This is a genomic window from Sphingomonas sp. NPDC019816 (genome assembly GCF_050274375.1).
GTDB lineage: Bacteria > Pseudomonadota > Alphaproteobacteria > Sphingomonadales > Sphingomonadaceae > Sphingomonas.
This window is the reverse complement of sequence record NZ_JBNNOB010000118.1, coordinates 1-11,737: the sequence shown is the minus strand read 5'-3', so window position 1 is coordinate 11,737 and position 11,737 is coordinate 1. Positions and strand designations below refer to the sequence as shown.

14 protein-coding genes are annotated in these 11,737 nt (G+C 66.8%); 4 read left to right on the top strand and 10 right to left on the bottom strand.

The annotated features are described in order from the left end of the window. Nucleotides 1-84 precede the first annotated feature (84 nt). The 6 genes from xth to ACQKJZ_RS14955 form a co-directional block, all read right to left on the bottom strand. A complete protein-coding gene (gene xth, locus ACQKJZ_RS14980; protein ID WP_427731960.1) occupies nt 85-861 on the bottom strand; it encodes an exodeoxyribonuclease III in 777 nt (258 codons plus the stop codon). Nucleotide 862: 1 nt separating this feature from the next. Beyond that, nucleotides 863-1,201, bottom strand: a complete 339-nt coding sequence (erpA, locus tag ACQKJZ_RS14975) for an iron-sulfur cluster insertion protein ErpA (RefSeq protein WP_427731958.1) — start codon at nt 1,199-1,201, stop codon at nt 863-865. A gap of 66 nt (nt 1,202-1,267) precedes the next feature. Then, nucleotides 1,268-2,011 carry a M23 family metallopeptidase gene (locus ACQKJZ_RS14970; RefSeq protein ID WP_427731956.1) on the bottom strand — a complete coding sequence of 248 codons (744 nt, stop codon included), beginning with the start codon at nt 2,009-2,011 and terminating at the stop codon, nt 1,268-1,270. An 87-nt stretch (nt 2,012-2,098) separates the two neighbouring features. Next, nucleotides 2,099-2,923: a ferritin-like domain-containing protein gene (locus tag ACQKJZ_RS14965; protein ID WP_427731954.1), complete on the bottom strand. Its 825-nt coding sequence runs from the start codon at nt 2,921-2,923 to the stop codon at nt 2,099-2,101. Beyond that, nucleotides 2,920-3,375, bottom strand: a complete 456-nt coding sequence (locus ACQKJZ_RS14960) for a peroxiredoxin (protein ID WP_427731952.1) — start codon at nt 3,373-3,375, stop codon at nt 2,920-2,922. Before ACQKJZ_RS14960 ends, ACQKJZ_RS14965 begins: the two co-directional genes overlap by 4 nt. Before the next feature lie 3 nt (nt 3,376-3,378). Continuing rightward, complete coding sequence (locus tag ACQKJZ_RS14955; protein ID WP_427731950.1) at nt 3,379-6,039, bottom strand: bifunctional [glutamine synthetase] adenylyltransferase/[glutamine synthetase]-adenylyl-L-tyrosine phosphorylase; 2,661 nt, start codon at nt 6,037-6,039, stop codon at nt 3,379-3,381. A gap of 108 nt (nt 6,040-6,147) precedes the next feature. Here ACQKJZ_RS14955 and ACQKJZ_RS14950 point away from each other — a divergent pair, with 108 nt between their 5' ends. Beyond that, entirely contained in the window at nt 6,148-6,315 is a 168-nt protein-coding gene (locus ACQKJZ_RS14950; RefSeq protein ID WP_427731948.1) for a hypothetical protein, read from the top strand. A 12-nt stretch (nt 6,316-6,327) separates the two neighbouring features. Here ACQKJZ_RS14950 and ACQKJZ_RS14945 read toward each other — a convergent pair whose 3' ends face one another. The 4 genes from ACQKJZ_RS14945 to ACQKJZ_RS14930 all read right to left on the bottom strand — a co-directional run bounded on the left by ACQKJZ_RS14945 (nt 6,328) and on the right by ACQKJZ_RS14930 (nt 9,201). Next, complete coding sequence (locus ACQKJZ_RS14945) at nt 6,328-7,329, bottom strand: DUF6624 domain-containing protein (protein WP_427731946.1); 1,002 nt, start codon at nt 7,327-7,329, stop codon at nt 6,328-6,330. 117 nt (nt 7,330-7,446) lie between these two features. After that, complete coding sequence (locus tag ACQKJZ_RS14940) at nt 7,447-8,085, bottom strand: sigma-70 family RNA polymerase sigma factor (protein ID WP_312489581.1); 639 nt, start codon at nt 8,083-8,085, stop codon at nt 7,447-7,449. A gap of 106 nt (nt 8,086-8,191) precedes the next feature. Next, a complete protein-coding gene (locus tag ACQKJZ_RS14935; RefSeq protein ID WP_312489582.1) occupies nt 8,192-8,329 on the bottom strand; it encodes a hypothetical protein in 138 nt (45 codons plus the stop codon). A gap of 71 nt (nt 8,330-8,400) precedes the next feature. After that, a complete protein-coding gene (locus ACQKJZ_RS14930; protein WP_312489583.1) occupies nt 8,401-9,201 on the bottom strand; it encodes a response regulator in 801 nt (266 codons plus the stop codon). A 262-nt stretch (nt 9,202-9,463) separates the two neighbouring features. Between ACQKJZ_RS14930 and ACQKJZ_RS14925 the strand changes: the two genes are divergently transcribed. From ACQKJZ_RS14925 to ACQKJZ_RS14915, 3 genes are all read left to right on the top strand, one after another. Beyond that, a complete protein-coding gene (locus ACQKJZ_RS14925) occupies nt 9,464-9,619 on the top strand; it encodes a NepR family anti-sigma factor (RefSeq protein ID WP_312489584.1) in 156 nt (51 codons plus the stop codon). 11 nt (nt 9,620-9,630) lie between these two features. After that, entirely contained in the window at nt 9,631-11,223 is a 1,593-nt protein-coding gene (locus tag ACQKJZ_RS14920) for a sensor histidine kinase (RefSeq protein ID WP_427731943.1), read from the top strand. Between the two features lie 267 nt (nt 11,224-11,490). Further along, a complete protein-coding gene (locus ACQKJZ_RS14915) occupies nt 11,491-11,625 on the top strand; it encodes an entericidin A/B family lipoprotein (protein WP_007405456.1) in 135 nt (44 codons plus the stop codon). Nucleotides 11,626-11,737 lie beyond the last annotated feature (112 nt).

Genomic DNA, 11,737 nt, shown 5'->3' with positions numbered 1-11,737 from the left:
CTATCGACGAAACCTGCGCCCGTGGAAGCTCCCCACCCCCGACCCCTCCCCTGAAGGGGAGGGGTGAGTACACAGCTACGCCCCTCAGGCGTCGCGCAACTTCACCCAGGTCGGCGCATGGTCGCTGGCCTTTTCGCGCCCGCGATAGCTCTTGTCGACGCCGGCATCGACCAGCCGATCGGCCGCCTGCGGGCTGAGCAGCAGATGGTCGATGCGGAACCCGGCATCGCGCTGCCACGACCCGGCCTGATAGTCCCAGAAGGTCCACACCCCGCCTTTGGGCGCGCGGGTACGCAGCGAATCGGTCCACCCCTGCGCCAGCAGCCGGCGATAGGCCTGACGGCTCTCGGGTTGCATCAGCGCATCGCTGGCCATGGCGGGCACCGAGAAGGTGTCGTCGTCATTGGGAATGACATTATAATCACCCGCGAGCACCGCCGGCACCTCCTCCGCAAGCAATTCGCGCGCCCGTGCCGCCAGCCGTTCCATCCAGCGCAGCTTGTAATCGAACTTCGGGCCTGGGCAGGGATTGCCATTGGGCAGATAGAGCGAGGCGACGACCAGGCCGTTGACCTCACATTCGAGGTAGCGACTATGCTCGTCTTCGATCTCGCCGGCGAGACCGCGCTGCCGCTCGACCGGCTGAATGCCGCGCGCCAGCACCGCAACGCCGTTCCAGCTTTTCTGGCCATGCCAGACCACGCCGTACCCCGCCGCCTCGATGTCGGCCGCCGGGAAAGTCTCGTCGCTGGTCTTCAACTCCTGAAGACAGACGATATCGGCATCCGCCTCCGCCAGATATTCGAGCAGGCGCGGGAGACGGGCCTTGATCCCGTTGATGTTGTAGGTGGTGATCTTCACGTCAGACCGCGAAGCTGGTGCCGCAGCCGCAGCCCGAGGCCGCGTTGGGATTGGTCACACGGAAGGCGGCCCCGCCCAGCGATTCGACATAATCGACCTGCGCGCCGCGAACGAGGTCCAGGCTGATGCTGTCGACGACCAGCCGGACGCCATCGGTCTCGGCGATCATGTCGTCATCGGCAGGCGTGTCAACCAGCCCGAATTTGTATTGGAATCCCGAACAGCCGCCGCCTTCGACCGAGAGACGCAGGATGGCGGGCTTGTTCTGCCGCTCGGCGATCGCCGCGACGCGGGCCGCAGCGGCCGGGGTCAGCGCGATTTCGGAAATGCTTGTGGCCATAGGGCCCAGATAGGCGCGGGCGCGGCGGGCGGCAATCCCACGCGCCGGCGCAGATCCGATCCGCGATCAGTCCTGCGCGGCGGGACCGTCGGTCGACACCGGGATCTGGTGGATGCTGTGGTCCTGCGACGCCATCAGATAGTCGCCAGTGGTCAGGAAGGGCACCGGATTGACGGCATGGCCGTCCATGCGGACCTCATAATGGAGGTGCGAGCCGGTCGAACGGCCGGTCGAGCCCATCAGCGCGATCAGCTGGCCGCGCGTCACCTTGGCACCATCGGCCACCAGCAGCTTGGACAGATGGCCGTAGCGGGTGGCGATGCCCTTGCCATGGTTGATCTCAACCAGGTTGCCATAGCCGCCCTGCCAGCCCGAATGGCTGACGATGCCGTCGGCGGTGGCGTAGATGGGGGTGCCGACCGGGCCGGGGATGTCGACGCCGGCGTGCATCGCGGCGGTGCCGCGGAAGGGGTCGGAGCGGATGCCGAAATTACTGGTGAACTGGAGCTTGTCGACCGGCTGGACCGAGGGAATGGCGATCACGCCCTTCTGAACCCCGTCCATCTTCTTCCAGCTTTGAAACAGCGTGCGGAACTGCTGGTCGGCGCGCAGGTCGGCCGAAGCCTCGGTGCTGCTGGCCGGAATGAACTCGCCACCGACGGCCGGGCCATGGTTCGGTGCCTTGGGAGCCGGTGCGGACGACGGGGCGGCCAGTGCGCCCTGCGTGCCCATGCCGATAACGGCGGCGGTGAAACAGAGGGTCCGAAGACGCGACGCAATCGATTTACCCGACATCACAAGCTGCTTCATCGAACCCCGACACCTTGCTGCCAAGCGCCCCCACAGTCGGGGTTGCCGGCTTTCGTCCATCCAATCCTGTTTCGCAGCCCCACCGCGTTACAGACGGTCAGCTTGTGCCTGTTCGGGTTCCATGTCGGCAAGAGGCGCATAGAAGTCTCGCGTCAAACCGGCTGTCGCGCGCGCCGAGTCGTTGAACGGTGGCTTAACGACGCCCCGGAAATGGCGGCGGACCAGCGTTCGCCACTGTTCGGCCGGGTCGATGTCCTGCCCGGCGGCCAGATAGCCGAACCATTTCGCGCCGAATCCGACATGGCGAATCTCGTCGGTATAGATGCGATGGAGGATGCGCGCCGACGCTTCGTCGCCCCCCGCCCTGAAGCGCGCCACCGTCTCCGGCGTCACGTCCAGCCCGCGCGCCTCCAGCACCATCGGCACCACCGCCAGCCGCGCCATGGCGTCATGCGCGGTTTCCTCCGCCGCTTCCCACAGGCCGGCATGGGCGGGCAACTCGCCATAACCCGACCCCAGCGTTCGCAGCCGCCGGTGGAGCACGGCGAAGTGCATCGCCTCATCCGCGCCGACCGAAATCCAGTCGTCGACGAACGTGCGTGGGAATTGTGCGCCGAATCGCCCGGCGGCATCGAAGGCCAGGTCGATCGCCGCGAACTCGATATGCGCCAGCGCGTGGAGGAGCGCGATCCGCCCCTTTTCCGATCCGCCGCGCCCGCGCTTCGGCATGCGATTGGGGGGCAGCAATTCGGGACGGTCGGGCCGCCCCGGCGCATCGGGCATGGCGATGTCGAAGGCGTGGTCCAACACGCCACGCCGCCAGGCACGCGCGACCGCCCGTGCCCGCCGGACCTTGGCCAGCGGATCATGCTCGCGCAGAACCTCCGCGCACGCCTGGGCGATCGTGGTCAAAGCGCGCGCGCCGCCTCCAGCACGGCCTGCGCATGGCCGGGCGCTTTCACTTTGCGCCAGCTGGTCGCCAACCGGCCTTCGCGGTCGAACAGGAAGGTCGCGCGCTCGATCCCCATATAGGTCTTGCCGTACAGCTTCTTCTCGCCCCAGACGCCGAACGCCTCGCACGCCGCGCCATCCTCGTCGCTGGCCAGCTCGACCGTCAGGTCGTATTTCGCCGCGAACTTCTGATGTTTGGCGGGGCTGTCCTTGGAAATACCGATGACCCGCACGCCGGCCGCACGGAAATCCCCGGCCAGCGCGGTGAAGTCCTGCGCCTCGCGCGTGCAGCCGCTGGTGTCGTCCTTGGGGTAGAAATAGACGACCAGCGGCCCCGCCAGATCGCCCAGCGCCAGCGCGCCACCATTCGGGGTCGTCACCGTCACCGCCGGGATCGCATCACCCTGTTCCATCGCTCACTCTCCTTGCCAGACCCGCGCCACCTCCTGCCGCGTCGCCTCCAGCGTTTCAACCACCGCATCCCAGTCGGCCACGCCCAAGGCGCGCACGATCAGCGGGCGGGTGGCCGGTGCCGGCTCCTGCCCATCGGGGATCAGCAGCCGGAAGGCGACGAGCGCACGGGTCAGCACGTCATACGCCTGTACCATGCCGGGCGACATCAGCCCCCGCTCGACCAGCCGCGCGATGGCGCGCCCCAGATCGGGGTCGAACCCGGTCCGCTCAATCAACTGGGTCCGGTGCACCGCGAACTCCAGATCGACCAGACCGCCGGGCAGCAGCTTGACGTCGAGCGGCCCCTGCGGCGGCTTGTGCCGCGCCATCTCGGCGCGCATCTCGCCGGCTTCGGTGGCGATGTCGCGGGGCGGGCGGGCACCGTTCAGCACCTCGGCGATGATCGCGGCGACCGAGGCCCGCGCCCCCTCCGATCCGAAGACCGGCCGCGCACGGGTGAGCGCCATATGCTCCCAGGTCCAGGCGTCTTCGCGTTGATAGCGCGCGAAACTCTCGATCGACACGACCAGCGGGCCTTGCGTGCCCGAGGGGCGCAACCGCGTGTCGACCGGATAGAGCGGCCCGGCCTGGGTCGGCACCGACAGCGCCGCCGTCACCCGCTGCGCCAGGCGATTATAATAAAGCGTCGCGCCGAGCGGTTTGGGGCCATCGGACTCGGCCGCGAAATCGCCGGTGAACAGATAGACCAAGTCGAGGTCTGAGGCATGGGTCAGCGCCGCGCCGCCCATCCGGCCGAGCGCCAGGATGATAAGCTCGCTGTCGGGCACCCGGCCATGCGCGGCGGTGAATTCATCGACCGTCGCCTGCGCCAACACGCCGATCGCCGCCTCCGCCACCCGCGCATAGCCGCCCGCCACCTCCAGCGGATCGGCGCGCCCCGCCACGATCTGCGCGCCCAGCGCGAAGCGGAGTTCGCCGACCACCCGGCGAACATGATCCAGCCGGTCCTGATAATCCTGCCCCGCCTCGCCGCCGCGCATCGCCCGCTCCAGAAAGCGGACCGCTGGCAAGGACTCGAAGGCGGAGGCGTCGATCAACCCGTCGAGCAATGCGGGACGCCGCGCCAGTTCGGCGGCGAGCGGTGCGGCGTGGCTGAGGATTGCGACCGTCAGATGCGCCAGCGCGGGCCGCGCCTCCAACAGGCGGAAGATGTTGATCGCACTCGTGATCCGCTCGAACAGCGAATCGAGCTTCAGCAGCGCGGCATCGGGATCAGGCGCCTCCCCCAACGCCTCGACCAACGTCGGCAGGACGGCATCCAGCGCCTCGCGCGCCGCCGCGCTGCGCAGCGCGGGGTAATCGCCGCCGCGCCAGGCCGCGATCCGCCGCGCCGCCGCCTCGATATCGCGCAGGCCCGCCGCCTCCAATCGGACGTGGAGCAGTACCGGATCATGCGGCAGGCGCGGCCGCTCATCCGCATCGAGCGCGTCATAGAGCCGACCAACCTGTTCGGTCACCGGCGCCAGCATCGCGACCAGCGCCGCGCCGTCCGCCATCCCATGCAGATGCGCGACCCGGTCCAGCCCGTCGCCCTTGGGCAGTTGGTGCGTCTGGCGATCGTCGATCATCTGCACCCGGTGCTCGATGGTGCGCAGCGTCTCATAGGCCGCGCAGAGCGCCGCCGCGTCGCCCGCATCGATCCGCCCGGCCTCGGCCAGCCGGGTCAGCGCATCGCGCGTCGCCGGCACCCGCAGCGCCGGGTCACGGCCGCCATGGATCAGCTGGTGGATCTGCGCGAAGAACTCGATCTCGCGAATGCCGCCGCGCCCGCGCTTCAGGTCATAGCCCGGCCCCAGCGCCTGGCCCTGTGCGTGATGGTCGCGGATGCGCCGGGTCAGGTCGCGAATCTCGCCGACCGCGCCGAAGTCGAGCGCACGCCGCCAGACAAAGGGCCGGATCGCATCAAGGAAGCGCTGCCCCAGCGCCATGTCCCCCGCCGCCGCGCGCGCCTTGATGAAGGCGGCGCGCTCCCAGGTCAGCGCCTGGCTCTCATAATAGGCGATCGCGCCTTCGACGGGAATCGCGATCGGCGTCGCCTCGGGCGAGGGCCGCAGCCGCAGGTCGACGCGCAGCACATAGCCCTCGCCGTCACGCGCCTGGAGCAGTTCGACCACCCGCTTGCCGATCCGCACCGCCGCATCCTCCGGCTCCTCGCGCGGGCGGCGGGGCAAGGTCAGCGGATCGAAGATCAGGATCGGATCGATGTCCGAGGAGTAGTTGAGCTCGCGACTGCCCTGCTTGCCCAGCGCGATCGCGGCGAAGCCAACCGGTTCGGCATCAGGCGTGCGCTCCAGGATCGCGGCGCGGATCGCGCGGTCGAGTGCGGCATCGGCGAAGTCGGTCAGCCGCCGCGTCACCGCCGTCAGGTCATAGACCCCCGACAAGTCCCCCAGCGCGACCGTCAACGCCAAGGCCCGCCGCTCGCGTCGCAGGGCCACGCCGGTCGGCAGCTCGGGGTCGAGCGCCGGCGGATCGGGCAGATACCCCTCCCGTGCCGCCGCCTCGATCCCCGGCTCCCGGTCGAGCAGCATCGCGAGGAAGGGCGAATGGGCGCGCGCGCGGGCGACGGCGTCGATCAGGGCGGCGGGATGCGTGGCGATCATCACCCATTCCTAATCGGCCGACGCGCGCGCGACAAAGGCTTTAGAAAGGCTTAATACCGCCGCTTCATAATTTTAGAAACTTGTCAATCCCTCACCCGTTATAGAATCATGATGAGCATCGAACACGGCAACAGCGACGTCCATATCGTCCGCGCGCCACAGCGCACGGACGATATCGGCTGCACGCTGCGTTCGGCGTTTTCACACCCGCTGCGGCTGCCCGATCATTGGGTGAAATTGCTGGCGCGACTGGATCGGCGTTCGCGGCCTTCCTGACGTCACCTTTGCCTAGGACGGGGCGGAGCAGGACCCCGAATGGGCATCCATCATCGCGATATAGTTCGCCAGGGGTGGCAACCCTACTTCCGCCCGCCGCAGATCGACCGATCCGCTATCTTCAAGCGGCTGGGCGGTGCGCTTGCCCTCGGCACACATCGCCTGTGTCCCATAACGCTGCTTGCCAGTGATCTTCAGCATGATGCGATCGTATAGATACGCGTAGTTATCCTTTGCCACTTCGCCAGTGGCTAGCAGCGGTTCCATCGCGCGCAACACGCGTAGCTGGAGCGCCGGATCGGCATCCGCATGTTGCGCCAGCAGCCAGGCCGCAGCCGCTCCGGCCTCGCCGACCTCGGACTGCTTCGGCCACCCCTTCTCGGCGATCAGCGATTTGAGCCATTCGCCATTCCGATGATCCTCCACGGCCGCGATGATCGAGATGCGCGACAGGATCACGGCACGGACATCGTCGGACACCCGAGGCGCGTCCGCCATATCGCCGCCACCCCAATCCATCGCGTAACGCAGCATCTGTTCCGCCACCGGGCGCGCCACCAGCAGATCATGCAAGTCGGACGTGCGCGACCCGCTCGACGCCTTCGCGGTGTTCACCGCCAGCAAATAGGTATCGGCGAGCGGCGCCGCCTTTTCGACCGAACGCTGGAACGCGTCGAACGTCCGCCAGTGCGTGACATCCGGTGCCGACGCGACCTGTGCACATAACGGATTACGAATGATCGTATTGTTCATCTTGGGATCGGTGATGCCCAGCGCGCGGAGTTCGGCACGCATCTCGGCCAGGTCGGACGCGTAACACGCCATGACCCATGCCTGAATCGCGGCCGCTTGCGCCTTCTCCTTAGGCGACGCGTCTGCAAACCGCCCCTTCATCCATCCGTAATCGCCCGGATCGAAGCGATCGCCCTTGATATAGGGTTTCAAAGCGTCCGGCACCGGCGGCGTTGCCGCCATCGTCAGGATGGCCGCGAGGATGAGGGTCAATATCCGCATGGCGCGATCGGACAGGATGCCGCGGCACCTGTCAACGCGCATCCGGCCATGACAAAACAGCCGCCCCGATCGATACCGGGGCGGCCGCTGGAGAAGATCAATGATGAAGGGAGACTGTTAGCGCCCGCCGCTCAGCTGGTCGACATCGCCCATAATGCTGTCCAGCGCGGTCTTGCTGCTGTCCGTTTCGTGCAAACGGCGCGACGGCAACGAACCCTCGGTCAGGATCGCCTCCAGCGCGACGCGGCCGCGCGCGACGCGGCTCTTGATCGTGCCGACCGCGACATTGCAGATTTCGGCCGCTTCCTCATAGGCGAAGCCGCCCGCGCCGACCAGAATCAGCGCCTCGCGTTGCGGCTGGGGCAGATGCATCAGTGCACGCTGCATATCGCCCAGCTCAACATGGCGATCCTGGCTGGCGGGCGCCGCCAGGATGCGGTCGGCAACCAGATCGTCCCATTCGCCCTTGAAGCGCGCGCGACGCATCTGCGACAGGTACAGATTCCGCAGAATGATGAAGGTCCAGGCGCGCATGTTCGTGCCCGCCTGGAAACGCTTGCGCGCAGCCCAAGCCTTCAGCAGCGTTTCCTGCACCAGATCGTCCGCCAGATCGCGGCTGCCCGACAGCGACCGGCCGAAGGCGCGAAGATGGGGGATCACGCGCGCCAGTTCGGACTTGAACTCGGAATCAGGCAGGGCGACGTGCTCGACGGGTGCGTCGGCCTCGGTTTCGTCCCGCGTCAGTGGCTGCGTCATGAAAATCCGATCGTCGGAGTCGACCGGACCACCGGTCGACCTGAAATGTAAGGCGGTTGGCCAGCCTTGACCAGCCGAGCCCGAGAATTATCGAAGGCCCCTCGGGTCAGCGCAGCACCAGATACGCGAAGATCGCGATCACCAAAATCAGCGAGATGGGCAGGATGTAGCGCGTCATATGCGGCGTCGATCCTGCCCGCGCGTCTTCCTTGGCGACATGAATGGGTTTCTGGGGATCAACCATGTCTGCCTCAACGCCTCCCGACCGTTTTGGGTCCGTAACCGAAATAGTTTTACGGACGCGTTTGCTTCGTCTTACTCCGCCGGCACCGTGCTCTGGTCGAAGAACAGCGCCTGACTGATCGCGGCCTTCACCGTCGAACGCTGGAACGGCTTGGTGATGAGGAAGGTCGGCTCGGGCCGCTCACCGGTCAGCAGTCGCTCGGGGAAGGCGGTGATGAAGATCACCGGGACCTCGAATTCGGCCAAGATGTCCTTGACCGCATCGATGCCCGAGCTGTCATCGGCCAGCTGGATGTCGGCGAGCACCAGGCCCGGACGATCCTCCATCGCCAGCGCGACGGCCTCGTCGCGGGTCACAGCGACACCGGTCACCTCATGGCCCAGGTCGCGCACGATCGTCTCGATATCCATCGCGATGATCGGCTCGTCCTCGATAATCAGCACACGCGCACGCGTCTGCTTCTCGATCTCGGCCAACGCCTCGGAGACGAGATTCTCGACCTCGCTCGGCTCGACGTCGATCAGATAGGCCGCGTCCTCGGGCGTAAAGCCCTCCATCGCGGTCAGCAGCAGCGCCTGGCGCGACAGCGGCGTCATCCGCGCGAGACGGGCACGCGCCACGCCCTCATTGCCATCGGCATCGACGCCATCATTGTCGAGCTCGTCATAATTGGCCGACGACCAGATGCCCTGGAACATGCGGTAGAGGCCAAGACGGGGATCGACGTCACGCGGAAACTGATCCGGGGCCGCCACGATCGCCTCCAGCGTCGCGCGAACATATTTGTCGCCGTGCACCTGGCTGCCGGTCAAGGCCCGGCCGTAGCGCCGCAAGAAGGGAAGATGGGGCGCAAGCTGCTGTCCAAGCGACATGGGTAATTATCACTCCCTGAGGTATTCGCGGAGACTCATGTGCTGGGCCCCGCCGCCGTTTTCAATGCCGTTCCCGCAAATCCCGCCTGGTGGACCGGCAACGGCCGCACCCGATGGAATTTTCGTATCGCAGCGGGAACCAACCAGATCGAATTTGGTTTCATCGCCACATCAACTATGGCTCTGACGTCTGGCCGACCGGCGGCGTCACGGTCTGCCATTGCGTCGGTTGCCCCGCTAGTGGGTCGTGCAGGGGGATATTTTGGGTTTGGGCAACAAGACGAAGAAGACGCCTTCCTCGACACCGCAAAAGGGTGTGGAGAAAGATGCCGGCTCGGCGCTTCGCCAAGCGTATCAGAAGACGGTCGCCGAAAAAATTCCAGACGAGATGCTTGACCTTCTCAGCAAGCTGGACTGACGACCGGCCGCATGGCCAGCACCCCCACATCTTCCGCTGAAATCGAAGCGACCGAGCGCGTTCGCCCCCCCTCCCCGCGATTGACGACCGGCGCGCGTCTCGTGCTGGTGCTGGGCAGTACGCTGCTGGTCCTGGCCGCGATCGCGGTGTTCGCGACGCTGCAGACGACGCGCCTGGCCGATAGCGAGGCGAGCGGCCGGTTGCGGATCGCCGCCAATGAAGACGCCCGCGCCATCGCCATCGAACTGATGGGCGACATGACCGCGCTGCGCGTCGCGGTCCGCGCTCTGGGGCAGGATCCCCTCGACACCCCAAGCTGCGCCCGCGCCCAGGGCGTCTTCGCCCAGCAATCGCTGACCGGCGCGCGCTTCCTGATCACCGACCGCAGCGGCCGGACATTGTGCGGCAACCCCCTGCCCGCCGCGCTGCCGACCCCGGTCGATGGCTCGCCAATCGGCGCGGACCTCCTGCCCGGCCGTGGCCTGGTTCTGTCGGTGTCCAGCCAGGACGGCCGGGCCCAGGCGCGCGCCTTCTTTCCGCTCGCCTTCGTCCGCGCGCTCGTCGACCAGAATAGTCATAGCATGCCGGTCGAATCGGTGCTCGAACTGGGTGGCGAAACCCTGACGATCGAGCGCATGGCCAGTCACGGTCCGCTGGAGCGGATGAAGACGATGCGCACCGAACTGGGCATCGCCGGGCTCGTCCTGCGCACCTCTGCCCCCAGTGCGCCCATCACCTCCTCGCTGATCGTCGCGCTCGCCTTGCCGCTGTTGATGTGGTTGGCGGCGGTGCTGATCGGCTGGATCGTGGTCGACCGGTTGCTGATCCGGCCGCTTCGCCAGCTGCGCGGTATCGTCGCCACCTATCGCCCCGGCAAGACGCTGGACATTTCGCAGGTCGAGGCGGCCCCCGCGCAGGAGATTCGCGATCTCGCCGATACGTTCGAGGCGATCACCCAGACCGTCGCCACGCACGAGGCCGGACTCGCCGAAGGGTTGGTGCGCCAGACCAAATTGACGCGCGAAGTCCATCACCGCGTGAAGAACAACCTTCAGGTCATCTCCAGCCTCATCAACTTCCACGCGCGCGGCGCGACCGGGCCCGAGGCGATGGCCGCCTATTCCTCGATCCAGCGGCGCGTCGATGCGCTGGCGGTGGTGCATCGCCATCACTTCGCGGAACTGGAGGATAATCGCGGGCTCAACCTGCGCACCATGATCGGGGAACTGGCCGCCAATATCCGCGCCACCGCACCCGAAGGGGCGTCGGGCATCGGCATATCGCTCGATGTCGCGCCGCTGCTCGTCAATCAGGACGTCGCGGTCGCCGTCGCCTTTCTGGTGACCGAGACGCTCGAGCTGGCGATGAACTGCGACCCGGCGGCGCAGATTCGCGTCGCCATCAAGCCGGCCGAGGACGAGGGCCGCGCCGTCGTCCGCGTCGTGTCCCGCGCGCTCGTGGAGACCGACCTGCTGCGCGAGCTGATCGGCAAACGCTATGGCCGCGTGATGGAGGGGCTGGCCCGCCAGCTGCGCGCGCCGCTGCACCACGACCCGCTGACCGGCGCCTATGAGATCGGCATCCCGGTTGTCGGGCGCGATTAAGGGCTCTGGCGAAAAAGATTCGCAATCGCGCAATTTCGCTGGAACCCATTGTCGGGCAGCGGGTTTTGATCTTCGGATAGCGAACTTATGCCCCCCCGCTCTCGCTGTCCAAGACATAGGCCTGGAAGCGTCCACCCTCCCCCCCCCCGGTGACGCTTCCAGGCCTTAATCATTTTCCCCCCATCGCCAAAGCGTCCGTAACAGGGCCGGAACGAAAGCCCCCGCCGCGCATTGGGTCGGGACGGTTTTGTCATAAGGAGACACGGAATGCGCAAGCTCATGGGTCTGGCGATCGTCGCCGGCGCGCTGCTGGTCAGCGCCTGCAACACGGTCGAAGGCGTCGGTCGCGACGTCAGCTCGGCCGGCAACACCGTCGCCAAGACGGCGGACGACGCCAAGTAAGCCCATCACCCGGCTGAACGTGCGTGAAGGCTCCGGCGGTATCCGCCGGGGCCTTTTTGCTTTTTGGTGGTCGGGGTTTCCCTTGGCCTTCGACTTCGCTCAGGCTGAACGG

Coding starts and splice junctions, on each gene's coding strand:
- ACQKJZ_RS14970 (WP_427731956.1), bottom strand. CDS start 2,011: ATGAAGCAGCTTGTGATGTCGGGTAAATCGATTGCGTCGCGTCTTCGG.
- ACQKJZ_RS14950 (WP_427731948.1), top strand. CDS start 6,148: ATGATGAGCATCGAACACGGCAACAGCGACGTCCATATCGTCCGCGCG.
- ACQKJZ_RS14935 (WP_312489582.1), bottom strand. CDS start 8,329: ATGGTTGATCCCCAGAAACCCATTCATGTCGCCAAGGAAGACGCGCGG.
- ACQKJZ_RS14955 (WP_427731950.1), bottom strand. CDS start 6,039: ATGATCGCCACGCATCCCGCCGCCCTGATCGACGCCGTCGCCCGCGCG.
- ACQKJZ_RS14930 (WP_312489583.1), bottom strand. CDS start 9,201: ATGTCGCTTGGACAGCAGCTTGCGCCCCATCTTCCCTTCTTGCGGCGC.
- ACQKJZ_RS14920 (WP_427731943.1), top strand. CDS start 9,631: ATGGCCAGCACCCCCACATCTTCCGCTGAAATCGAAGCGACCGAGCGC.
- ACQKJZ_RS14945 (WP_427731946.1), bottom strand. CDS start 7,329: ATGCGGATATTGACCCTCATCCTCGCGGCCATCCTGACGATGGCGGCA.
- ACQKJZ_RS14915 (WP_007405456.1), top strand. CDS start 11,491: ATGCGCAAGCTCATGGGTCTGGCGATCGTCGCCGGCGCGCTGCTGGTC.
- ACQKJZ_RS14960 (WP_427731952.1), bottom strand. CDS start 3,375: ATGGAACAGGGTGATGCGATCCCGGCGGTGACGGTGACGACCCCGAAT.
- ACQKJZ_RS14940 (WP_312489581.1), bottom strand. CDS start 8,085: ATGACGCAGCCACTGACGCGGGACGAAACCGAGGCCGACGCACCCGTC.
- erpA (WP_427731958.1), bottom strand. CDS start 1,201: ATGGCCACAAGCATTTCCGAAATCGCGCTGACCCCGGCCGCTGCGGCC.